This window comes from Thermogemmatispora aurantia, assembly GCF_008974285.1.
Taxonomy (GTDB): domain Bacteria; phylum Chloroflexota; class Ktedonobacteria; order Ktedonobacterales; family Ktedonobacteraceae; genus Thermogemmatispora; species Thermogemmatispora aurantia.
In genome coordinates this window covers 193,900-215,134 of sequence record NZ_BKZV01000004.1, presented here as the reverse complement: position 1 = coordinate 215,134, position 21,235 = coordinate 193,900, and the positions used below count along the sequence as shown (strand labels likewise).

Annotated in this window: 19 protein-coding genes and 1 CRISPR repeat array; of the genes, 5 read left to right on the top strand and 14 right to left on the bottom strand. The window is 63.2% G+C overall.

Features of this window, described 5'->3' with window-relative positions; translation table 11 throughout:
- The first annotated feature begins 347 nt into the window (after positions 1-347).
- The gene (moaC, locus tag KTAU_RS13475) at positions 348-869 is read left to right on the top strand and encodes a cyclic pyranopterin monophosphate synthase MoaC (RefSeq protein WP_151728876.1); all 522 of its coding nucleotides are present in this window, start codon (positions 348-350) and stop codon (positions 867-869) included.
- 83 nt (positions 870-952) lie between these two features.
- On the opposite strand, the gene KTAU_RS13470 is transcribed toward moaC, so the two are convergent.
- From KTAU_RS13470 to KTAU_RS13420, 11 genes are all read right to left on the bottom strand, one after another.
- Complete coding sequence (locus KTAU_RS13470) at positions 953-1,696, bottom strand: histidine phosphatase family protein (protein ID WP_151728875.1); 744 nt, start codon at positions 1,694-1,696, stop codon at positions 953-955.
- Entirely contained in the window at positions 1,693-2,406 is a 714-nt protein-coding gene (locus tag KTAU_RS13465; protein WP_069805889.1) for a cyclase family protein, read from the bottom strand. The genes KTAU_RS13470 and KTAU_RS13465 overlap by 4 nt, the downstream gene beginning before the upstream one ends.
- A 134-nt stretch (positions 2,407-2,540) precedes the next feature.
- Positions 2,541-2,828 carry a putative quinol monooxygenase gene (locus KTAU_RS13460; protein WP_052890363.1) on the bottom strand — a complete coding sequence of 96 codons (288 nt, stop codon included), beginning with the start codon at positions 2,826-2,828 and terminating at the stop codon, positions 2,541-2,543.
- Between the two features lie 8 nt (positions 2,829-2,836).
- Complete coding sequence (locus tag KTAU_RS13455; protein WP_151728874.1) at positions 2,837-3,685, bottom strand: fumarylacetoacetate hydrolase family protein; 849 nt, start codon at positions 3,683-3,685, stop codon at positions 2,837-2,839.
- Positions 3,686-3,734: 49 nt separating this feature from the next.
- Positions 3,735-4,241: a (2Fe-2S)-binding protein gene (locus KTAU_RS13450; protein ID WP_069805891.1), complete on the bottom strand. Its 507-nt coding sequence runs from the start codon at positions 4,239-4,241 to the stop codon at positions 3,735-3,737.
- Positions 4,242-4,283: 42 nt separating this feature from the next.
- Positions 4,284-6,413 (bottom strand): xanthine dehydrogenase family protein molybdopterin-binding subunit, encoded by a 2,130-nt coding sequence (locus tag KTAU_RS13445; RefSeq protein WP_228026460.1) that lies wholly within the window; start codon positions 6,411-6,413, stop codon positions 4,284-4,286.
- Entirely contained in the window at positions 6,406-7,302 is an 897-nt protein-coding gene (locus KTAU_RS13440) for an FAD binding domain-containing protein (RefSeq protein WP_151728873.1), read from the bottom strand. Before KTAU_RS13440 ends, KTAU_RS13445 begins: the two co-directional genes overlap by 8 nt.
- Positions 7,303-7,563: 261 nt before the next feature.
- Positions 7,564-8,403, bottom strand: coding sequence for a PEP/pyruvate-binding domain-containing protein (locus tag KTAU_RS13435; RefSeq protein ID WP_151728872.1), 840 nt, complete (start codon positions 8,401-8,403; stop codon positions 7,564-7,566).
- 44 nt (positions 8,404-8,447) lie between these two features.
- Positions 8,448-9,173, bottom strand: a complete 726-nt coding sequence (locus KTAU_RS13430; protein ID WP_069805895.1) for a cyclase family protein — start codon at positions 9,171-9,173, stop codon at positions 8,448-8,450.
- The gene (locus tag KTAU_RS13425; RefSeq protein ID WP_069805896.1) at positions 9,170-9,811 is read right to left on the bottom strand and encodes a GntR family transcriptional regulator; all 642 of its coding nucleotides are present in this window, start codon (positions 9,809-9,811) and stop codon (positions 9,170-9,172) included. The genes KTAU_RS13430 and KTAU_RS13425 overlap by 4 nt, the downstream gene beginning before the upstream one ends.
- Complete coding sequence (locus KTAU_RS13420) at positions 9,808-11,721, bottom strand: PEP-utilizing enzyme (protein WP_228026459.1); 1,914 nt, start codon at positions 11,719-11,721, stop codon at positions 9,808-9,810. Before KTAU_RS13420 ends, KTAU_RS13425 begins: the two co-directional genes overlap by 4 nt.
- Positions 11,722-12,048: 327 nt before the next feature.
- Between KTAU_RS13420 and KTAU_RS13415 the strand changes: the two genes are divergently transcribed.
- Complete coding sequence (locus tag KTAU_RS13415; protein WP_151728871.1) at positions 12,049-12,393, top strand: hypothetical protein; 345 nt, start codon at positions 12,049-12,051, stop codon at positions 12,391-12,393.
- A 537-nt stretch (positions 12,394-12,930) separates the two neighbouring features.
- Positions 12,931-14,086: direct repeats of the CRISPR family, unit length 37 nt; unit sequence GTCAGAAAGCTGCTTTAGCCCGTTTAGGGATTAGAAC.
- Positions 14,087-14,307: 221 nt separating this feature from the next.
- On the opposite strand, the gene KTAU_RS13410 is transcribed toward KTAU_RS13415, so the two are convergent.
- The 3 genes from KTAU_RS13410 to KTAU_RS13400 form a co-directional block, all read right to left on the bottom strand.
- Positions 14,308-15,603, bottom strand: coding sequence for a helix-turn-helix domain-containing protein (locus tag KTAU_RS13410; protein ID WP_151728870.1), 1,296 nt, complete (start codon positions 15,601-15,603; stop codon positions 14,308-14,310).
- A 794-nt stretch (positions 15,604-16,397) separates the two neighbouring features.
- Positions 16,398-17,582: a helix-turn-helix domain-containing protein gene (locus tag KTAU_RS13405; protein WP_151728869.1), complete on the bottom strand. Its 1,185-nt coding sequence runs from the start codon at positions 17,580-17,582 to the stop codon at positions 16,398-16,400.
- Positions 17,583-17,616: 34 nt separating this feature from the next.
- Positions 17,617-18,954: a helix-turn-helix domain-containing protein gene (locus KTAU_RS13400; RefSeq protein WP_151728868.1), complete on the bottom strand. Its 1,338-nt coding sequence runs from the start codon at positions 18,952-18,954 to the stop codon at positions 17,617-17,619.
- A gap of 610 nt (positions 18,955-19,564) precedes the next feature.
- On the opposite strand from KTAU_RS13400, the gene KTAU_RS13395 reads away from it, so the two are divergent.
- From KTAU_RS13395 to KTAU_RS13385, 3 genes are read left to right on the top strand one after another with little or no spacing between them, the layout of a single operon-like run.
- The gene (locus KTAU_RS13395) at positions 19,565-19,762 is read left to right on the top strand and encodes a hypothetical protein (protein ID WP_069805906.1); all 198 of its coding nucleotides are present in this window, start codon (positions 19,565-19,567) and stop codon (positions 19,760-19,762) included.
- The gene (locus KTAU_RS13390) at positions 19,759-20,625 is read left to right on the top strand and encodes a class I SAM-dependent methyltransferase (RefSeq protein ID WP_151728867.1); all 867 of its coding nucleotides are present in this window, start codon (positions 19,759-19,761) and stop codon (positions 20,623-20,625) included. Before KTAU_RS13395 ends, KTAU_RS13390 begins: the two co-directional genes overlap by 4 nt.
- On the top strand, positions 20,622-21,167 hold the full coding sequence (locus KTAU_RS13385) for a hypothetical protein (RefSeq protein ID WP_151728866.1): 546 nt from the start codon (positions 20,622-20,624) through the stop codon (positions 21,165-21,167). Before KTAU_RS13390 ends, KTAU_RS13385 begins: the two co-directional genes overlap by 4 nt.
- The last annotated feature ends 68 nt before the right edge of the window (positions 21,168-21,235 follow it).

The window sequence follows — 21,235 nt, the reverse complement described above, 5'->3', positions numbered from 1 at the left end:
CACCGTCCGTTACTCGACCTCGACCGTTTCGTGACTCTCTTCCTGGCTTGTTGTCCTGTCCTGGGTTCTCTCCGCCTATACTAGATGCCACATCCGCCGTTAGAACAACACAAGAGAAGCGTTAGAGTTCTGTAGGAATTGTGTTAGAGGAACGTTAGAATCATGGGCGCGGCGCCCGCGGCCAGCAGTCAGCAGTGCCGTCGCGCTCCTGGCTTCTCCACAGCTTGTCATGATATACTGCCGGCAGAACCGAATGAGCGGCCTGGTTCGGCGACTTACCTGGACCGGCAGGCCAATGGGACAGACAGAAAGACCTGCAGAAGGCAGGCGAAAGGGGGAATTGTGCGATGCCTGGGCCAGAGGAACCCTCCGCTCAGCTGAGTCACGTGGATGCTGGTGGCCATGTGCGCATGGTCGATGTGAGCGAGAAGGTGGAGACTTTGCGCGAGGCCATTGCCCGGGCCCGCGTGCGCCTGCAGCCGCAGACGCTGGCGCTCATCGAGCAGAACCAGATCGCCAAGGGCAACGTCTTGGAGGTGGCACGCATCGCTGCCATCATGGCCGCCAAGGCGACGCCGCAGCTGATTCCGCTCTGCCACCCGCTGCCGCTGACGCACGTCGGTGTCACCTTCGAGCTGCAACGCGAGCAGGGGCTCATCCTGATCGAGACAAGCGCGCGCACGACCTATAAGACCGGCGTCGAGGTGGAGGCGCTGACGGCGGCGACGGTGGCCGCGTTGACGATCTACGATATGTGCAAGGCGGTCGATCACACGATTACGCTGGAGCAGGCTTACGTGGCGCGCAAGAGCGGAGGCCAGCACGGCCTGGTCGAGTTCTCGCCCGAGCCGGAGGCGCTTGCGCCCTGAGCGGATGGCCGAGGACCGCGGTCGGTCCGGTCTTGCCCGCCAGGCAGGGACGAGAGACCGGACCGGACCGCTCTGCTGGTCACTCAGGTCAGGACGCGCTGGCGCTGGCGATAACGGATGCAGAAGGTGCCGTCCACCTGGACTTCGATGTCAATGGCCTCCCCATACTCGGGTTCGCCCGGGTCGACACCGTCGAACAGGTAGTGGCGCAGGAAGGCACGCAGGAGCGGCGAGTGGGAGACGCAGAGGTAGCGCCGCGGCTGGCGAGCTGGGTCGTCGGCCAGACTGCGCGCGAAGGTCCACAGGCGCCGCGCTGCGCACAAGGAGTCTTCGCCCGGCGGATCAGCCAGCGTGACCCAGTAGCCAATGCGGTCGGGCGTGCTCCAGAAGCCCTGCCAGAAGGGGTGACGCGCGACGTCTTCGGCGCTGAGGCTGCAGCCGGGTGGCAGCTGCTCCAGCAGGGCGGCGGCGCTACTGACCATCTCGACGCGCGTGCCGGCCAGGTAGAGGTCGGGCGTGCGCAGGGCGTCGTTACGCCGCGGCTCGTGGACAACAATACGCTGCTCCGACGTGGCCATCTCGCTGGCACGGGCGGCGCAGGTGCGGCTCAGCACCTCGTAGAGGACCTGAGCGGTCTCGCTGGCGCGCCGGGGCGCAGCGTGCAGAATGATCACCTCTTCGCCGGGCTGCAAGCGCGGGGCCAGCTCTTCCGCCAGGCGCGCGATCTCTTGCTTGCCCTCCTCGGTCATGGGGATATCGCCGCGGTGCGAGGCGACGCGCCCGTGACGCAGAAGCTGGATCACCAGCGGCGCGGGCCGCTCACTCATGGCTGCTCCTCCGCGATGAGGGCGAAGGCGCGCGCCGGGGCGCTGTCGATGCCAGCGAAGTGGTAGAAGGGGGCGAAGAACTGGCAGCGCGGCGGCAACTGCGCCAGGTTGACCAGCCCCTCAATGAGGGGAATGCCCGCCCCGAGAATGGTGCGATGGACCACGAACTGATCGGCGGTCCAGCCCTGCTCACGGGCCGCCGGCTCCTCGAAGAAGTCGCAGCCGATGCTCTTGGGTTGCTTCGCGACCAGCCAGCGAGCCGCTGCCTCGGTCAGGGCCGGCGAGCGCGGGAAGTAGATGGGCGTGCCGATGGCGCGCTGGGCCCAGTCACTGCGCAAGAGCAGGATGTCGCCGGGGCGAATCGCTTCCCCGCGAGCGCGCAGGCGCTCAACCGCTCGCTCCAGCAGCGGGACGTCGATAAGCATACGCTCCTCAACGGGCGTCAGATCGAGGACGACGGCGCTACCGATGACGCGCTCAAGGGCCACCTGGTCGATGGCCTCGCCGCGCTCGAAGCAGTGCAGGGCCGACTCGACGTGACAGCCCGTATGCAGGCTCATGGTCACCTGGCCCGACTGCCAGTAGGGCCGCTCGCCCACAGCCCCTTCACCGATTTTGGTGCGTACCTCGAAGTGAACGCCGATGTTGGTTGACGGTGGTCCCTTGAAGCCCTCGGGGACCGCCGGCGTCAAATCGATGATTTTAGTCATAGCCTCCCTCGCCTTCGTTCTGCTCTATGGATTCCTTATTACTTATATATGGGGTGAGCTGCAGGCCAGCCCACCAGATGGGCAAGCCAGCCTGCAGGTGGGCGCTTCTTCCTCTCCGCAGCGGACGCAACTGATCAGAGCGTCCAGAAAAAGTGGCGCTCGCGGCTCTCCAGATTGGGAATGGCCTCACCCTTGACATACTGTTCGAAATGCGGGGTGGCCATATGAGCCTCGTAGGCCGCCTCGTCAGCATATTGCTCATAGATAAAGAAGAGGCGCGGGTCGTCGGGCGAGCGATGCGGCTGGTAGAAGAGACAGCCAGGTTCCTGGAGCGACAGGGGAGTCATGATCTCCAGGACGCGACGGATGGTTTCCTCTTGACCTGGCTTGGCACGCCAATAGGCAGCAACAATGTAGGCCATAGCTTGTGTTACGCTCCTCTCTGCGGCTGTTTTTTGCCAACGCGGTTTCGCAGGACGCCGATGCCTTCGATCTCTAGCTCGACCACGTCGCCCTCGCGCAGCCAGCGATCCAGCTCCAGCCCGGAGCCGCCGGCGGCGGTGCCGGAGCCGAAGACCTCGCCGGGATAGAGGGTCTGGGCCTGGGAGGCGTAGGCGATCATGTCGGCAAAGGTGTGGTGCATATGGCCCGAGTTGTCCTCACCCCAGACCTCACCGTTGACGCGCACGACCATGCGCAGGTTGCCCGGATCGATCTCGTCGGCGGTGACGATGCAGGGTCCCAGCACGTTGGAGCCGTCCCAATCCTTGGCCTTGCACGGCCCCATGTTGACAGGCAGCTCGCGCGTCTGCACGTCGCGGGCCGACACGTCGTTCCAGATGGTGTAGCCAAAGATGTAGTGCATGGCCTCCTCTTTGGGGATATCCTTGCCACGCCGTCCAATGATGGCGGCCAGCTCCAGCTCGTGGTCGAGGCGCTCGGTGTAGGCCGGCCAGGGGATCTCTTCGTCAGGGCCAATGACCGTATCGGGCAGCCCTTTGTAGTAAGCGGGCACTGTGTACCATTCGGGGGCGATGGGTCGTCCGAGGCGCCCCATCGCGTTCTTGAGGTGGCCCTCAAAGGCCAGAAAGTCGCGCAGGGAGCGAGGACGCAGCGGCGCCAGCAGGCGCGCCCCGCTGACAGGCTCCCGGCGGGCGATGGGGGCCCCGGCTTCGATGAAGGCCACCATGTCGCCCGCGAAGCCCACATCAAGGATCTGCTCTCCCTCGAGCAGGCCGACGCGCGGTCCCTGGCCCGCATCGTAGGTCACAAATTTCATGGTTGGCGACTCCTGATTCTCTCTCTCACTAAGGATAACAGAGGCGGCATTACGAGACAGGGGCGGCTCCAGGCCCCGGCTGACGCCGCCGTTCTTCGGCCAGCAGGGCCGCGGCGCGCTGGGCGGCCTGTACAATCTTGAGATAGCAGCCACAGCGGCAGAGATTGCCCCCGAGCGCCCGTCTGATCGTCTCCTCGTCTGGCGCTGGTTGCTCCTCCAGCAGGGCCTTGATGGTCAGAATCATGCCAGGAGTGCAGTAGCCGCACTGAAAGGCCTGCACCTCCTCAAAGGCGCGCTGGACGGGATGATGGCCGCCCAGGCCCTCAACGGTGGTGATCTCGCAGCCCTCGGCCAGCGGCGCCAGCAGAATACAGGTTGAGATGGGCTGGCCGTTGAGCAAGGCCGTACAGGCGCCGCAGATGCCCAGGCCGCAGGTCTCGCGTACGCTGCGCAGGCCCAGCTCGCGCCGCAGGACCTCCAGCAGCATCTCGTCTGGCTCGGCCTGCACTGCGACCGGCTGGCCGTTGAGCGTGAAATGGATCTCCATTGCTGCCATGATGGCGCTCCTTCCCTTCTTCCTTCTGCCCTTCCGTCGAGATTAGACCGGCGCAGCGCTGCGAACGCGGCGGCGCTCGCTCGCTTCAAGGACACGTTCGGGCGTGAGCGGCAGGTCGCGCACATGGATGCCGAGCGAGAAGAGGGCGTTGCCGATGGCGGCGGGCACCGGCGGTAGGGCGGTCTCGCCCAGCCCGTGGATCTCGGCGCCGGGTCGCTCGATGAGGTCATAGGTGATGCGCGGCAGGTCATCAGCCGCCGGGATGTTGTAGTCGGAGAGATTGGCGTTGGTGACCTGGCCCTCGGCAAAGGTGATCTCCTCGAAGAGGGCGCTGCCGAGTCCCATGATCATCGAGCCTTCGTTTTGCAGCTGGGCCGCCGGCGGATTGACGACGCGCCCGGCGTAGATGGCCGTGTGCAGGTGAACAACCTCCAGCTTGCCGGTCTCCTCGTCGACTCGCACCTCGGCGGCAGCGGCTCCCTGATGCCAGTGGGTCGAGGCGATGCCCTGGCCCGTGTCGGGATCGAGGCCGCCCTCGTTGACGCACTCGCCGTAGCCCAGCTCGCCGTTCTCCTTGAGCTGGCGCACAGCCTCCACCAGGGCCCGCCCCATCATGTAGGTCGAGCGGCTGGAGGTGGTGCGGGTATCGTAGGGCACAATGTCGGTGTCCGGCACAGGGAAGTGCACACGTTCGACAGGCACGCCGAGCTGTTCGGCGGCCAGCATGCGGATGGCTCGCCAGGCCCCCTGGCCCATCTCGGCGGTGGCGCAGTGGACCGTGTAGCTGCCATCATCGTTGGCCTCGACGACGATTGAGGCCCGGCTCGGCGTCTGCATGCCCTTGAGCAGCACGGCCAGGCCCTTGCCGCGCCGCCCCTCGTGCCAGCCGATCTGCCCGGCTACCGCCTTGAGGCAGTCGGCGAAATGCACATCGTGCATGACTTCGCCCGTACAGTAGCGATCGCCATCAACCAGCACATTCTTGAGGCGCAGCTCCAGCGGGTCCAGCCCCAGGCGTTCGGCCAGGAGGTCCATTGTGCGCTCCGAGGCCCAGACGGCTTGCGTGGCCCCGTAGCCGCGGAAGGCGCCGTTTGATGGCAGGTTGGTATAGACGCAGTAGGAGTCGACCCAGACGTGAGGGATGCGATAGGGACCGGGCGAGGCGAAGCCCATCTTCTGGGCGACGCCGGGGCCGCAGTCGGCGTAGGCGCCGGTGTTGGCCCAGCAGGTGACTTGCTTGGCGACCAGGGTCCCATCGCGTCTGGCGCCCAGCTTGACATGGATGGTGGACGGATGGCGGTTGAGGGTCAGCCATTCCTCGTCACGCCGCAGGACGAGCTTGACGGGGCGCCCGGCCTTGCGCGCCAGGCAGGCGACGATGGCCTCGTAGCGCACGAAGGTTTTGGAGCCAAAGGCGCCTCCCATCGGCGGGGCGATGATGCGAATGCGCTCCTGGGGCAGACCAAAGATGCCGGCCAGGTCCATGCGCAGGTTAAAGGGCGTCTGCGTCCCCGTCCAGACCTCCAGGCGCCCGTCGGCTGTCCAGCGCGCCAGACAGGCATGAGGCTCCATCGGGACATGCTGGGCGCTGGGTGTGCGATAGGTCTCTTCGACGATGACGTCGGCCTCGGCAAAGCCCTGCTCGATGTCGCCGTGGCGGATGCGAAAGTGGTGGCAGACGTTGCGCTGCGGCTCGGGGCGCATGCCGAAGTAGGCGGCGTCGTTGTCGGAGATGGCCAGATCTTCATGAAGCAGGGGCGCGCCCGGCTGCATGGCCTCGACAGCGTCGAAGACTGCCGGCAGCTCTTCGTAGTCGACCTCAATTAGCTCGGCGGCTTCGCGCGCGGCCCGTGGGCTGGCGGCAGCCACGGCGGCCACCGGGTCGCCAATGTAGAGGGCGCGCTCAACGGCCAGCACCTGCTGATCTTTGATCTGGCAGCCGTAGAGGCCGAGAGCGCGTACGTCGTCGGGAGTCAAGGCCACTACATCGGCGGGCAAGGACGAGGTGTCAACGCGCAGAACACGGGCATGGGCGTAGGGCGAGCGCACAATGCAGGCATAGAGCATATCAGGCAGCTCGACATCCTGGGCATAGCGGATGGCCCCGGTCACGCGCGGGTCAGGTTCAGTACGATGGGTGTTCTCGCCTGGCTCAGGCATGGCTCTAGACATGGCGCTGGCTCCCTCCTCCCGTGGCGATGATCTGCTGATGGAGATCTTCTAGCGCTCGGCGCACCTCGACCGCGATGACGCGCCGGCGGTAGTGGGCCGAGCCGCGCGCGTCGCTGAGCGGCTCGATGGCGGCGGCGTAGCGCTCGCCGATCTCGCGCGCCAGCTCCGCATCGATGCCCGCCTGGCCCTCGGCCAGAGCGCAGATTTCGGGAAAATACTGCGGGCGCTCGGCGACGGCGCCGACGGTGACGCGCAGGCGTCCCTCACGACGCACGGCGGCGACGGCCACGCAGGGGCGGTCTTCGCTGGAGCGCGATCGGAATTTACGGTAGACGGCTCCCTCGATCCCTCCGGGAACCTGGATTTCGGTGAGCAGCTCGTCGGGGCGCAGGCTGGTTTCATAGTGGCCGACAATCAGCTCTTCGACGGAGATCAGGCGCTGGCCCTGGGGGCTGCGCGCGACGACGCTGGCGCCGAGGGCGTGCAGCAGGGCCGGCGGATCAGAGGCATAGTCGGCATCGGCCAGGACTCCGCCGACGGTGGCCTGGTTGCGCACGCGCGGACTGGCGACCAGGGCGAAGGTGCTGGCCAGCACAGGCCAGCCGCGCTGAACCAGCGGCGAGCGCTCCAGGGCGCGGTGAGTGGTCATGGCGCCGATGCGCAGCAGAGGCTTGCCGCTGGCACTGGCATCCTCGACGCGGAGGTAGGCCAGTTCCGCTATCTGGCGTAGGGTGAGCAGGGCAGCGGGTTGCAACAGGCCCTGATTGATCAGAATGCCGACAAAGGTGCCGCCGGCCACAACCGTGGCCTCCTCGCCATAGCGGGCGCGCAGTTCCAGGGCCTCCTCCAGGGAGGTCGGGGCAAGCCACGCAGGAATTGGTCTGGCCATAAGGCTTCCAGCTTCTTTCTAGCTCGCTAGCTCTCGCGCTCTCTCACTCGCACACTTGCATTGCACGTTCGTTGCGTCGGGCGACAGGCGCCATCGCTCTGGCCCGTCGCCCGGGGTGGTCCAGTGCCACCCACCTATCTGTCCTTCCCACCCGCTCGCCCGCCCCGTCTCACTCCGGCCTCACCTTCCGGTGGATCGTAGCGGCAGGACGGGCGAGCCTGGCAAGGAAGGAAGAAGAAAAAGAAGAAGCAGCGCAGCCGCTCAGAGGGTGGTAATGGGACGCGACTGCAGCAGATAGAGTTGTCCGTTTTCGATGGCCCACTCGATATCTTGGGGGACGCCGAACAGCTCCATCAGGTGCAGGCCCAGCTCCGTCAGACGGCGAACCTCCTCCGGTTCCAGCACGCGCTGTGTACCGACGATCTGCTCGCGCTTGATGGCGCCGGCGCGATCGACCACGTAGTGGTCGGGAGTGACTTCGCCCGAGACGACTTGCTCGCCGAGACCAAAGACCGCTTCGATGATCAGGCGGTCGCGGCGCCGGTTGACGGGGTCAACCGTGAAGAGGACGCCAGACTTCTCGGGGGCAAGCATCTTCTGGACAACGACGGCCATGCCAAGGTCGCGCAGCGAGCCTTTGCGCGCGCGGTAGAAGAGGGCGCGCTCGCTGAAGAAGGAGGCCCAGCAGTCGACGACACGGCGACAGACCTCTTCGGCCCCGCGCACGTTGAGGTAGGTCTCCTGTTGGCCGGCGTAGCTGGCCGCTTCGGAATCTTCAGCACAGGCCGAGGAGCGCACGGCTACCAGGCCATTGCCGGGCGCAAGGCGCTCGTAGGCGGCCACGATGGCCTCGCGTGGCGGTTCGGCCTGACGGACCAGCTCCTGAGCTTCGGCGTGGCGCTGGTCCAGTGCCAGGGCAAGGAGACGCTCGCGGTCGACCGACTGCTCCAGGACGCAGGCCGGAATGACGAAGCCCGGCGGTACCGGCAGGCCCTGGGCGGTCATCGTTGCCAGACTGGCCCCTTTGCCGCCGGCCTGGCGCACGTCACAGCAGGCTTCCTCGTCAAACCAGAGGATCGCCCCCTGCACTTGCTGTCGCATGATACACGCACTCCTTCTCTCTCGTCGCTCGTTGACTGCCGGCGCTAGCCCTCATCTTCGACGATGCCGACGGCGCGCACGGGCGCCCCGGTGGTACCGACCCACTTGATGGGGAAGACGGCCACTTTGAAGTTGCAGGGCGGCAGCTGATCAAGATTGACCAGGTTCTCCAGGTGCCAGTAGTCTTCTTCTTTCATGACCAGGTGGGCTTCCCAGAACTGTTTGCGCTCGAACATGGCCCAGACGGGCGGGTCGAAGGTTGGGGCATCGGTTCCCATCATGCGCACGCCCTGCGAGATCAGGTAGCGGGTGGCCTCCGCCGTCATGCCGCAGTGATCGGTGAGATAGCGTGGCTCGGTATTGTAGGCTGAGGCGCCGGTCTGGATCAGAACGATGTCGCGCGGCTTGAGGGTGTAGTTGATCCTGGCCAGGGCTTCCTCAATGTCGGCGCGCGTGATGCCGTAGCCGTAGGGCTTGTCGCGGAAGTCGAGGACGACGCCGTCGGAGTAGCAGTACTCCAGGGGAATGCCTTCGGGGCCGGGCGCCTCGGGGCCGCGCACGTGTTTGAGGGCATCGCAGTGGGTGCCGATGTGGTCGCCCTGGATGACGAGATAGGAGGCCGTCAGCCAGGTGGCTCCGTATTGGGCGGCGCCGATGCCTTCGGCGAATTCTTGCCAGGTCTCGTACATCAGCAGGGCCGGCGGGACGACGCGCGGGAAGGTCATCATGCCCTTGTGCACCGGCATTGAGAGATCGACAAGGCGAGTCATGCGTGTTCTCCTTTCAGGACCAGTTCCCCGAAGAATTCGACATGCTGGCGCAGCAGGCGGCCTGCCAGGTCGCCGTCGCCGGCGCGCAGCGCTTCCAGAATGGGACGATGCATGTCGGCCAGGTGGTGCGGCTCGATTTCGGTTTTGACGACGCTGATGAGGGTGCGGGCCTCGATGCGCAGCGAGCGCCAGACTTCCTGCAGGACGCGGTTGCCGCAGGCGTCGACGATCAGGCGATGGAAGGCGACGTCGTGGCAGACCTGGGCATAGAGGTCGCCGTCGTCGGCAGCGCGGTGCATGGCGGCGATCTCGGCCTCCAGGGCACCGACGTCGCCGGCCAGGCGGACCGCCGCCGCTCGCGCCGCCACCTCTTCAATGGCGGCGCGCACGGGATAGACTTCGGCCAGTTCCTGCTGGGAGACAGCGCGCACGCGCGCGCCGCGGTAGGGGACCGACTCGACGAAGCCGAGGGCCTCTAGCTCACGCAGGGATTCGCGCACCGGCGCCTGGCTGGTGCCGAATTCCTGGGCGATCTGCAGCTCGATCAGGCGGTCGCCGGGTCGGTACTCGCCCTGCAGGATGCGTGTGAGCAGGATCTCTTTGATCTGCTGGCGCAGGCTCTTGCGTGTCAGCGTCAAGCAAGGACCTCCACTACGCCGGTGGCACCGTTGACGCGGATGCGGTCGCCCGTCTTGATGCGCTGGGTGGCGTCGGAGGTGCCAACCACTGCCGGGATGCCGAACTCGCGCGAGACAACCGCCGGGTGCGAGGTCACGCCGCCGGCGTCGGTGACGAGGCCGACGATGCGCGTGAAGAGTACGACCCAGGCGGGATTGGTCATGCGGCAGACGAGGATGTCGCCTTCGCGTACCTGGTCGAACTGCTCCAGTGAGAGGACGACGCGCGCCGGTCCTTCGATAACGCCGGGCGAGGCGGCCAGGCCGCGGATTTCGTCGCTCTTCTGGGGCGGCTGCTTGTAGAACTTCTCCGGGAAGCCCCAGAGGGCGTTGTAGGGGAAGGCCAGGGCCGTTTTGGTGGCGGTGCCGACCCATTCGCGCGGGCGAATGTTGTAGGCGCGCTCGCGCTCGTCGCGCCGCTGCGAGACCAGTTCGCGGGCGGGGACGGCGCCGGGATTGGTCATGAGCAGGCGCAGCTCGTTGTAGCGCAGGTACATGACGTCTTCGGGGTCGTCGAGCAGTTTGGCCTGGACCAGCTTCTTGCCGATGGCGATGAGCACCAGGCGCAGGCGGGCGTTGGTCCCCTGGTCGATGTAGAAGTGGTGATCAGGGGTGAGTGGGTTCATGCGCAGTGAGAGGTCAAGGGCCTGCTGCAGGCGCTCGCGCCCTTCGCCGGGTGGGACGTCGTCCATCAGTTCGTGAATGGCGCGGTCAAGGTCCTCGCGTACGCCCTGGATGGTGCGCGGATAGTCGTAGTCGGTCTCCAGGTAGCCGCGCAGGATCTCGATGATCGGCGTGGCCTGCTCCTTCCAGGTGGGGAAGGCGAATTCGTGGGACCAGATCGATTTGTAGCCGAATTCCTGCTGATACGGCTCGATGCGTTCGCGAATGAGCTGCTGGCCGCGCGAGGATTGTTGCAGGGCGCGCCAGATGTCGGCGGCGGTTTCGCCGCGCTTGAAGAGCTGGCGCAGGTCGTCGTCGGCCTTGATCTCTTCTTTGATGCGCCAGAGGGCCTCGATGGAGTCCCAGTTACGGTCGGCCAGCGAGCTTTGCAGGCGCCCCATCAGGTTGGGGTCGACCTGGCCTTTGATTTCCTGGATGAGGGCGTTGAGGTTGAGAGTCGAAGAGAACTGGGCAAAGTTGAGCATCCAGTGGATTTTCCAGTGACGGTCGTGGATGTCGATGGCGTCCTCGAGGAGGACGGCTAGCTCGACGAGACTGGCGTGCTCGGTGTCGTAGTTGTCGAGGTAGGCAAAGTTGCGCTCCATTTCGGGACGCAGCCGTGTCTGCCACCAGTCGAGGAAGTTGTGGGCGTAGTGGGGCAGGACGGCGTTCATGTAGGCGCCGATTTTCTGGGGATAGTCGGGATCGCGCGGGACGCGCGGGACGTAGCGCGCCTGGTATTCGGTAGCTTCGGCGTGTAATGAGGAGTCGGCGGGTACGGCGGCGGTGTAGACGTAACCGTTGATGTTTTTGGCGATCCAGTCGCAGGCGAAAGGGGTGCCGAAGCGCCGGAACATGTGGTCGCAGGTGAGCCACCAGCCGCCGATGTCGAAGAACATGGGCGAGACGGGGTTAGGGATGTGCAGGTCGTCGTAGATCCAGAACAGTTCCTGCTCGCCCTCTTCCCAACTGATGGGAAAGCTCTCGTCACCGTAGAATGTGCCCAGGACTTCGTCGTTGCTGCTCATAAAATAAGCCTTCCTCTCTGAAAACGGGTCCCGACCTCGGGTACAGGGAGGGCTGTCTGGCTTCTGCGCAGCGCTGGGCTGGCGCGCCCTCTGGCTATCCTGCCGGCCCTGGTCGGGTGTGAGCGTTCCTCGCGCTGAACGCTGGCCGGGCCGTGTGGCGCGTGCACACGGCTGGCGCACTCAGAAGCAAGCAAGTAGTAAAGCAAGAGCAGGTCCAGGCTAGCCAGGCCGGCACATGTCTCTGTGCCGCTGCTCTCTATCAAGAATAAATTATCGATAAACGAAAGTCAAGCGGGCAGGAGAAGGTCGGCCCCCAAGAGGGAGAGCGGTGGGGAGCCGGGAGCCTGCCAGGCCCATAGGCGAGAGACAGCCAGGGATTGCCTGGCGTTGCTTGACGGGAGACGCCCGGGATGTTATGCTCACAGTGGGCGGTCTCGCTTTGAGCAAGCAGCCCGCGCGGTAGGAAACAGCGTATGCCTTCAGGAAATATGATGAGGAGTCGATCGCATGCTAAGTCGGGAGGAAGTTGAGCAACTGATCGATCAAAAGCTGGCACCTCTGCAAGAGGAGATCGCGATGCTCAAAGCAGAGCTGGGCAAAGTCGATCTCCTGGCCATTGATCACCGCAATATGCGTCAGGCGCTGACGCGCATTGAGACCGCCCAGGACAGCCTGAAGCTCGATTTCGAGCGCCAGGAGAAGCGCCTGATCCGCTTTGAGGAACAGACGCTTCGCTTCCAGGAGGAAGCAATGCGGCGTTTTTCTGCTCTCCAAGCCGATAATGCTACACTCAAAGAGCAGATGGCGCTCGTGATTAGCATGTTGCGCCGCGTGCTTCCCTCAGATCAGTAGGGTTGCTGATCCTTCTTCTCTCTCACACGGCGACAGGCGCCGGACGGTGCGGCGGCTCGCTCGCTAGTGCTGCTTCTGCGCTGGCCGTGTGAGCCTCGGAGAGCAGGGCAGGAGCGACCCATCCACCGTCTACGGCCTACGGCGGCAGTCGTTGCGGCTTCCTCCCCTTGCTGACCGCTCGCTCTCGCTCACTGAATTAGCCGCTTCCATTCACTTGCTTCGCCCTCTTCAGCACAGGGCACTGACCTGCCAGCACTGCAGGGTCGAGCCATCTTGGACTCACGAGCTAAAAATATCCTTTGCTCTCCTAGAGAGAGAAATATTCCTCAAGTCATTGTTGCCGTTGGTGCTCGTCGCTTCGAGCATCTCGGCTCCGGCTTTTCCACGCAGCGATCCTCGAATGGCTTTTCAGGCGCCTCCAGGGCCATTATGGCTGGCATCATTACCGCAAAAAAGCGGTCACTGATGACCGCTTTTTTGGGATGCTCGAAAAAGCTTGACAGAGGCCGCTCCAGATGCTACATTAGAGAGGGTGCTGTCAGAAAGCTGCTTTAGCCCGTTTAGGGATTAGAACAGGAGGAAAGAACCATGTGGCAACGTCAGGACCACGTGGGTCAGAAAGCTGCTTTAGCCCGTTTAGGGATTAGAACTGGCCGGCAACCTCCACGGAGGCGTACGGGGACGGAGTCAGAAAGCTGCTTTAGCCCGTTTAGGGATTAGAACCCCAGATCGGCATTTCCGACACGTGCTCCCTCAGCGTCAGAAAGCTGCTTTAGCCCGTTTAGGGATTAGAACCACGCAAAGCCAGCGTCAAGTCAGCTGTCAGAGCGAGCGTCAGAAAGCTGCTTTAGCCCGTTTAGGGATTAGAACCCGGCGATTCTTCATTGTGTACCTCCTGTTCCATACTAGGTCAGAAAGCTGCTTTAGCCCGTTTAGGGATTAGAACAAGACGAATTCCTCTAGCGCGTCGTCCGGCAAGCGGGTCAGAAAGCTGCTTTAGCCCGTTTAGGGATTAGAACCTTGTGACCGGCTTCTCTGAAAGCCGGTTTTTGGTGTCAGAAAGCTGCTTTAGCCCGTTTAGGGATTAGAACTCCTGGGCGGCCTGCTGCCGGGTCCACTCCAGGAGCGCGCGCCGTCAGAAAGCTGCTTTAGCCCGTTTAGGGATTAGAACCAGGCCCCTGGGGAGAGCGTCCGGCAGATCGCTCAAAGTCAGAAAGCTGCTTTAGCCCGTTTAGGGATTAGAACCAGGCCCCTGGGGAGAGCGTCCGGCAGATCGCTCAAAGTCAGAAAGCTGCTTTAGCCCGTTTAGGGATTAGAACCATCATTACGAGCGCGCGGGCGATCATGGCATATTATGGTCAGAAAGCTGCTTTAGCCCGTTTAGGGATTAGAACAATCTCGGTCGGATCTCCTGCCTCCACCTCTTCTCCCTGTCAGAAAGCTGCTTTAGCCCGTTTAGGGATTAGAACGCTATGGTCTCTACCTGGTGAACCTGATCAAGGCGACTGAGTCAGAAAGCTGCTTTAGCCCGTTTAGGGATTAGAACTCGCGTGCCATCCGCGCCGCGCTCCGGCAAAAGCACGTCAGAAAGCTGCTTTAGCCCGTTTAGGGACTAGAACTATGTAAGCGGCGGGAAGGACACAACGTCGCAGCAGAGTCAGCAAGCCGCTTTAGCCCGGTTTGGGACTGGAACACCAAAAAAAAGCCACGCTCATGGGAGCGTGGCTTTTCCCTTAGCACTTCCAGCGAGGGCGAACAGCAGCGGCCTCGCTCAGCCTGCCGTCACCAAGGAGACCAGAGGGCCTGCCTGGAAGTTGAGATCCAGCATCAGCCTCTGGCTTCCCCTCCCTTCGGCCTGGCATCCCAGGCAGGCCCCATCTTCATTGCAGAGCTGCTTGCCTCGCCCGGCCTGGTCTAGAGAGTGCGCCCGCGCCCGCGTCCCGGCTGGTTCAGCAACAACCGCAGGCGCGCCACTTCCGGCGCACTGCCAAACGGCGAAGCCGCCAGCTGCTCCACGAGCCGGCGCGCCCGGTCCAGATTCACCTGACTACGGATCGCGTGCGCCACAGGTACCGCCTCCAGGCCCAGCGCCGCCGCCTGCTCATACTCGCCCAGCCGCGCATAGGCCTCCGCCGCCAACAGCTCTGCATAGACATTGGCGCGCGTCATACCGCTCAACTGGCGCGTTGGCAGACTATCCAACGCCTCCCGGGGCCAGTTGAGCGCCAACAGCACCGCGGCCCGATCGATCTGAAAACGCTCCCTACTCAAAGGCAGATGATAGTGATGATCTCCTCCCGAGCCGGCCAGGGCCTCGCCCAGCCAGGCAGCCGCCTCATCCAACAGCGCCAGCACCCCGCCTGGCCGGCGTTGCGCCTCCACTGTCCGCGCCTGAGCCAGCGCACCGCGCAGCAAGAGCGCGACCCGCAAATCAGCCGGCAGACGCGGCAGCAGCCGCCGCGCCCGTTGCTCATCCTGCAGCGCCTGCTCAATCTGGCCAAACTCGATCAGGGCCGTCATCCGTCGGTAGAGTGCAAAGGCCAGTTGCGGCTCCTGCTGCAGCGAATTGGCCCAACCAACAGCCTTGTTGAGATGCTCCAGCGCTCGCTGCGGCTGCTGCTCATCGCGCAGTACCGAACCCGCCAGGGTGTGATAACCCACCAGCAAGCGTTTGAGGTGTGGCTGATCTCCTCTGGCAAACGGCAACGCCTCATACAGCCCGCCCAGGGTGGTCTCAACCACTGGCAGCTCCGGGCCAGCGGTACTGAGGTCCCCTTTGCGATTCAAGGCGGACAAACGTCGTGCCACCTGCTCCACATCAATGGCCGGACGGCTGATCACTGCGGGAGGTTGCAGCGCTGCAGTCTGCTGCCCGAAACCCGGCAGCTCCGCCAGGCCCAACAGGACAGGAGGGATGGCCAGGATCTCCGCGAGAAATCGTCGTCGAGAGAAACTGTCAAAGCCTTCGTCGTGATGCTCCATGAGGTTCACATACCTTTCAGTGACGCCCAGCGCCCGCGCCAGGTCGGCTTGGGTCCAGCGCTTGCCATCAGGACGCCGCTTCAGACGCCGATAGTGACGGACCACCTGCCCCGGGCGAGGAAGGTGATCAGGCCCCGCCTCAAAAGGCGGATAGCCAAGCTGTACCCACCAGGGACAACCGCCAGCGCGATCATGACAGCTCCCCAGCGATTCAGACGTAGCAGCCATTGCTATCAGGCGCTCCTTTCCCTCTGCGGAAAACAGGGAAGCCACGTAAACGCTAGAGCCAGTATACGGAGGGAGGGAGAGCAACGCAAGAGCTTCCGAAGGAAAAGCAGAACCAGGAGTTCATCATCTCTTGATAGCGAGACTAGACCAGTGAAAAAGGCGAGCGATTGCTTTGACAATCGATGGCAGGGATCGATTCCCTCTCTCGGGAACCATTGGGGGAAGCGCACTGAGGTCGTGGTAGGTGGCAGTCTCGTCAGCTCTGTCCTCGTGCCCACGCCTGGCCTGCCTGGAGCCAGGTATCCTCTTGCTCCCTTTGCTCCCGCTTCTCCCCCTCCAGGCAGGTCACCGATTGCAAACGCTCTGCATGCTTACAGCGCACGCCCGCGCCAGGTCGGCCTGGGTCCAGCATTTGCCATCAGGACGCCGCTTCAGACACCGGCAGTAGCGGATCACCTGGCCCGGGCGAGGCCACTCAGCAGCAGCCACCACGGCAGAGAAGACTGCTGCCTGGAAGGCGGATGCATCCAGAAATGCAATTTCAGCTTCTGCCCAGCTACATAGCACAGGACAGGAGCGGTCTCTTAGGATAGAAGCAGACAAGTAAATAAGAGAAGACTGTGCCCGCCCTGGCCCCTGACAGCTTCACAGCTTCAGTTCTACATGCTGGTAAGCAACAAGCTTTTATTGGAGAGAAGAGAGAGGAAGGAGATCAGATGTTTGTCCGTCTCCCTCGCTGGCTCCCAGCTCCTTGCAGGTCAGCCTTTTCCTGGGTACCTCCCCACCCGCTCCCTCTACCAGGGATCAAAGAGATCCTCCAGCGCCCCAATCTGCCGCTCATGCGGCCAGCGCTCCCGCAGACGCTCATAGACCTCTGCCAGCTTGTTGAAGTAGAGCCGCGACCCCAACCGGTGCGCCAACTGCACCGCCTCAGCCACGACGCTGCCGGCCTCTTCCATCGATCCCTGCTGCAGGCGCACCTGCGCATAGTAGTAGAGCAGATCCACCCTTGTGATAGGTTCCTGCTCTGGATCGCTCGTCTCCCCCTCCAATGCCTGCAGCGCCTTCTCTGCCGCTTTCGGCTGCCCCAGAAAGAGCTGTGTCTGCGCATCTCCAAAGACATAGAGCGAGTAGCGGCTCGACCGCTGATAGCTATAGGCTGGGTCCTCTTCAGGCCGCTGCGGATAGTGCTCGTAAGCCAGTTCCCTGGCGCGGAGCGCTTCTTGCCTGGCCTGGCGCATAGCAGACACTTCCGCCAGTCCTGCGTACGTCCGCCCTTTCAGCAGGGGCGTGACCGCCGGCGTGAAGTGCGCCACAGCCTGCTGGTAGCAGGCCAGGGCTGCCGCACTCTGTCGCTGGTGAAAATGGAGGTTAGCCAGGCCAATCCAGGCCGCTATTGCCAGATTGCGATCGCCGGCTCGCCTGGCCAGTTCCAGCGCCCGCTTACCAGCCCGCGCCGCCTGTCCGAAGTCTTCGCGATCGGTCGCCAGCTCGCAGGTCAGCAACTGGGCCTGAGCCGCCAGCGCCGCGGCTCCTGCCTGGCTCAGCGTCGGCGACTGGGCCAGCAGCATGATTTGCTCCCTATAGAGGGGCAGCAGGGCCTCTACCTGAGCAGGGGCGCCGCCAAAGTAGAGATCTTGCAGGGCCCTGATGCCTCGCTGATAGGCAGCCAGCAGGTCTTGAGCGCAAAGCTGGGCGAGTGGCGGCAACTCCTGGCCGGCAGGCGCCATCAACTCACGCAGATCCTCAGCCAGAGCACGGCCAGAACCTTCCTCGGCTGGCAAGCCCAAGAGGCCCAACGCTTCGGGCGAGGCCTCAAGACAGCGACACAAACGCTGGATGCTATCAATGCGGATCGCCTCCCCGCGTTCAGCCCGCTCGACCGTCGAGAGCGAGACCCCCGCAAAATCGGCCAGCTCGCGCTGACTCCACCCGCGACGCTTGCGCGCCAGACGCAATGCCCTCGATTGCCTGTTCATGGAACCGGCTAGCCCGACGGGAACCCTTCGCTTACTACCAGAGCTGAAAATGCTCCTCTAAGCTCGTCACTCTCTTTTCATGCTTCCATTGCAATTTAAGCGCTTGGTAGCTATTCGCAAATTTATGAAAGTAAAGACGTGACTCTATACTCCTGGCTTGATAAATCCCATTAACAAGGAATGTGCATTCCGCTTCAAGATCCCCTTGGGCATGGGCAAGAGCAGCCTGGTAATAAAGGAAATCCACGCGGTAGATGCCGGTGAGGGTCTCTGGAGGAATCTCCCTGGCTGCTTGCTCCAAGGCTGAGCGTGCTTCATGTATTTGCCCAAGCAAAAGACGCGTCTGAACGTCACCAAAGATGTAGAGCGCATAGCGGCGTGGACCATTCTCGGCAACATAATGCTGGTAGGCCAGGTCAAGCGCTTGACTGGCCCCTGCTCGATCTCCACAGAGCGCTGAAGCCTCAGCTAGGCCGGCGTAGATTCGCCCCTTCAAGGCAGGAGAGATAGACGACTTTTCCTCATCTACAAAGGTCAATGCGCGCCGGTAGGCACGTATGGCGACAGTCCCTTGTCCCTGGTGCCAACCGACATTAGCAAGGCGTATACAAGCAACAACAGAGAGGCTTGCATCCTGAGCTTGCCGCGCAAAGTCGAGGGCTCGTTTGCCGTACTGGATCGCTGTACCAAAATCAGTGCGTTCAGTCGCAAGGGCACATCCCAACTCACAGGCTGAAGCAGCCAGACGGGCAGATTCTCGCTGCAGCGGCGAAGTACGTTCTGCAAGGGCGCTAAGCTGCTGAATATAGAGAGGGAGGATAGCCTCTAGATAGATAAATTTACCTTCATTGTAGAGGCCCTGGCATGCTTCTACAGCTCGCCTGTAGAGGGCCAAAAGCTCATCTGACCACAGGGAGGCAATAGAAGCAATTGAGCTGGATGGAACTGCAATCATCCCCCCTGCAAGGCTGGCAAGGAGCAAGCTAGCATCTCGTCTCTTCATGGCCTCTTCCTCGTCGTTGGCATCTTTTTCTGTTTGCACAAAGCCCGTAGTGAAAGGGGGCACAGCAGCAGAAATCGATGATCCTCGCAACAGGGCAGCTGACGGTCCTGCCGATATCTGTCCTGTTCCTACCAAAGGAGGGACTAATCCTAACTCTTCCGGCGTACGTCCCAGGCATTGGCAGAGACGCTGTACGCTATCTATGCGGATCGGCTCTCCACGCTCTGCACGCTCTACTGTCGCAACACTAATGCCCGCAAAGTCTGCTAATTGTTGCTGACTCCAGCCGCGCTGCATTCGCGCTGTACGCAAAAGCAGATTGACCTTTCTCTGCAGCTGTTTACCAGGATCGTCATCCAGCGGCCCCATCTACAGACACTCCTCCTCTTCCTATAAACACAGCGTCTTTCTTCCTCACTTTCCGCCCTCAATCTATCCATCAACTATCGACAGTATAACACAGACAAGAGTCTCTGCAGAAGAAAGAGCGGTGTTAACACCACTCAATGCTGGCCAAGCCTTTACAACTGAAGGGAAATCCTGCAGAACTGATAGCTTAGATAAGGCTCCCTGCCAGAAACGCAGGCTATACTCATGGATAGTAACGCGATATGTATGGCGATTTATCCATTCAAATAGAACCGCTAGTGACAACCACCCTACAAGCCAGGGGTCCTTATGGTGACGTTTCCCCAGCACCTGGAAAGAGAAAGAGACTGTTGCTCCTCTCAGGGCAGGGCTGGGGCAGCAGCCTCCACGGCAAGGAAGACTGCTGCCTGGCAGGCAGATGCATCCAGAAATGGAATTTCAGCTTTGGCCCAGCTACATAGCAAAGGTCAGGAGCGGCCTCTTAGGATAAGAAGGGGCCAATGATAAAGTAGCCGTTCCAAGGAGAACTTGGATTGATAAGAGCTTTGGCAGCATGCACCTTTGCTGCAGAGGGACTATTGCAGCGATAAAAGAAGGAGGAAATCGGCCAATGGCCACCGCACCCCAACCTGTTTCATACCGAGCGCCCGGGCAGCTCGTGCGCCCTTGCGCGCGCTGTCGCCTGCGTGACCTCTGCCTCACCGCGCCGCAGCCCATTGTTCTGCCGCGCCTACCGCGCTCGCAGTGGGCTGTTCAGTTACATCGCCTGCTCTCCCGCCAGACCACAGAAGAGGAGGAGCACGCATGATCCGCCACTGGCTTACCCGTCTGCTCGGCTTTCCAGCCAGCCAGGCTGCCCAGGCCGCCGCCGGCTCCCTGGCGCCCAGCGGGCCGGACGACCCCTACGTCCTGCCCCGCTCCCGCCAGGAACAGGACCGCCTCGACCTGCAACACTTCGCCCTGCGCCAACTGCTCGGCACCCACTTCCTCGCCCCCGTCCAGCACCCGCAGGCCATCCTCGACGTCGGCAGCGGTACCGGCATCTGGCTGCGCGAGGCCGCCCGCCGCTGGCGCCAGGCCCGGCTCATCGCCCTCGACAAAGACCTCTCCCTCCTGCGTAGCCCCCTGCCCCCACGCTGCCAATCCATCCAGGCCGACCTCCTCAGCGGCCTCCCCTTCCCCGACGCCTCCTTCGACTACGTCCATCAGCGCCTCCTCGCCGCCGCCATCCCCCTCACCGCCTGGCCCGGCGTCCTCGCCGACCTGCTGCGCGTCACCCGACCCGGCGGCTGGCTCGAACTCGTCGAAGCCACCAATGAAGTCTTCCACGAAGGCCCACGCCATGCCCAGGTCCGCACCTGGTTCGAAGCCCTGGCCGCCCGGCGCGGTCTGCACATGGCCGCCCCCCTCCAGCTCCCCGACTGGCTGCGCAGCCTCGGCCTCGACCCGGTCGTACGCCACTGTCAGGCCCCTCTCGCGGGCAAAGCACATGGCGCCCCCCTCTTCCGTCAGGACCTGCTCGCCTCCCTGGAGAGCGTCGCCCCCGCTCTGGCCAGCGTCAACCAGGTCCCCCTCTCTCAGGTAAAGGAGACCCTGGCCGCCCTGCCCGCCGAATGGGAGCACCACGGCACACACTGCGGCCTCCTGGCCGTCTGGGGGTGCAAGCCATGAGCCGCCACAAACACAAGAAAGGGCGCCAGTCACCCAAACGCCGCCATCGCTCCACTCACCCCATCCTGGCCAACTCGCAACCATTCCCCCTGCCAGGACTGCTCGAGTGGGTGCTGGCCAGGCGCACCCTTGAAGATCTCCAAACCCTGGCCAGCGAGCTGCTCTCACCACATGCTCAGGCCCACTGGCAGCGCTGGCGGGAGAACCAGCAGATCAGTGAGCTGGAAAGCCCCCTTCCCGAGCTGAACACCGACGACCACTGCATGCTAGAGATCCTGATCGAACTGGAGCAAGGCATCAGCCTGCTGCAGACCCGCACTCAGGAGATCCTGGAACATGACCCCGACTCTCCGCTCTATTTCAGCGAACCAGAGATTCGCCAGCTTCGCTGGCTGCTGGGCCTCAGCGAAAGCGCCCTGCGCCGGTTGCAGCGCTGCCGCAGTCTCCAGCCGTGCCCCCCGGAGCTACACATGGGCCAGCGCCTCATCCGCTATCTCGCCCGCACCCTACGCTATTACCCGCGGCGTGAGGGCCTCAATTGAGCACCCTCCGCCTCGGTCAGCTTACCAGGAGAGCCAACAAGGAAGAAGAAGGACAAAACCACACAGAA

What these genes read in the sequence shown, in the direction of transcription:
- KTAU_RS13395 (WP_069805906.1), top strand. Translation starts at nt 19,565, where the DNA reads ATGGCCACCGCACCCCAACCTGTTTCATACCGAGCGCCCGGGCAGCTC.
- KTAU_RS13400 (WP_151728868.1), bottom strand. Translation starts at nt 18,954, where the DNA reads ATGGGGCCGCTGGATGACGATCCTGGTAAACAGCTGCAGAGAAAGGTC.
- KTAU_RS13465 (WP_069805889.1), bottom strand. Translation starts at nt 2,406, where the DNA reads ATGACTAAAATCATCGATTTGACGCCGGCGGTCCCCGAGGGCTTCAAG.
- KTAU_RS13440 (WP_151728873.1), bottom strand. Translation starts at nt 7,302, where the DNA reads ATGGCCAGACCAATTCCTGCGTGGCTTGCCCCGACCTCCCTGGAGGAG.
- KTAU_RS13445 (WP_228026460.1), bottom strand. Translation starts at nt 6,413, where the DNA reads ATGTCTAGAGCCATGCCTGAGCCAGGCGAGAACACCCATCGTACTGAA.
- KTAU_RS13450 (WP_069805891.1), bottom strand. Translation starts at nt 4,241, where the DNA reads ATGGCAGCAATGGAGATCCATTTCACGCTCAACGGCCAGCCGGTCGCA.
- KTAU_RS13405 (WP_151728869.1), bottom strand. Translation starts at nt 17,582, where the DNA reads ATGAACAGGCAATCGAGGGCATTGCGTCTGGCGCGCAAGCGTCGCGGG.
- KTAU_RS13430 (WP_069805895.1), bottom strand. Translation starts at nt 9,173, where the DNA reads ATGACTCGCCTTGTCGATCTCTCAATGCCGGTGCACAAGGGCATGATG.
- KTAU_RS13410 (WP_151728870.1), bottom strand. Translation starts at nt 15,603, where the DNA reads ATGGCTGCTACGTCTGAATCGCTGGGGAGCTGTCATGATCGCGCTGGC.
- KTAU_RS13460 (WP_052890363.1), bottom strand. Translation starts at nt 2,828, where the DNA reads ATGGCCTACATTGTTGCTGCCTATTGGCGTGCCAAGCCAGGTCAAGAG.
- moaC (WP_151728876.1), top strand. Translation starts at nt 348, where the DNA reads ATGCCTGGGCCAGAGGAACCCTCCGCTCAGCTGAGTCACGTGGATGCT.
- KTAU_RS13435 (WP_151728872.1), bottom strand. Translation starts at nt 8,403, where the DNA reads ATGCGACAGCAAGTGCAGGGGGCGATCCTCTGGTTTGACGAGGAAGCC.
- KTAU_RS13455 (WP_151728874.1), bottom strand. Translation starts at nt 3,685, where the DNA reads ATGAAATTTGTGACCTACGATGCGGGCCAGGGACCGCGCGTCGGCCTG.
- KTAU_RS13415 (WP_151728871.1), top strand. Translation starts at nt 12,049, where the DNA reads ATGCTAAGTCGGGAGGAAGTTGAGCAACTGATCGATCAAAAGCTGGCA.
- KTAU_RS13470 (WP_151728875.1), bottom strand. Translation starts at nt 1,696, where the DNA reads ATGAGTGAGCGGCCCGCGCCGCTGGTGATCCAGCTTCTGCGTCACGGG.
- KTAU_RS13390 (WP_151728867.1), top strand. Translation starts at nt 19,759, where the DNA reads ATGATCCGCCACTGGCTTACCCGTCTGCTCGGCTTTCCAGCCAGCCAG.
- KTAU_RS13385 (WP_151728866.1), top strand. Translation starts at nt 20,622, where the DNA reads ATGAGCCGCCACAAACACAAGAAAGGGCGCCAGTCACCCAAACGCCGC.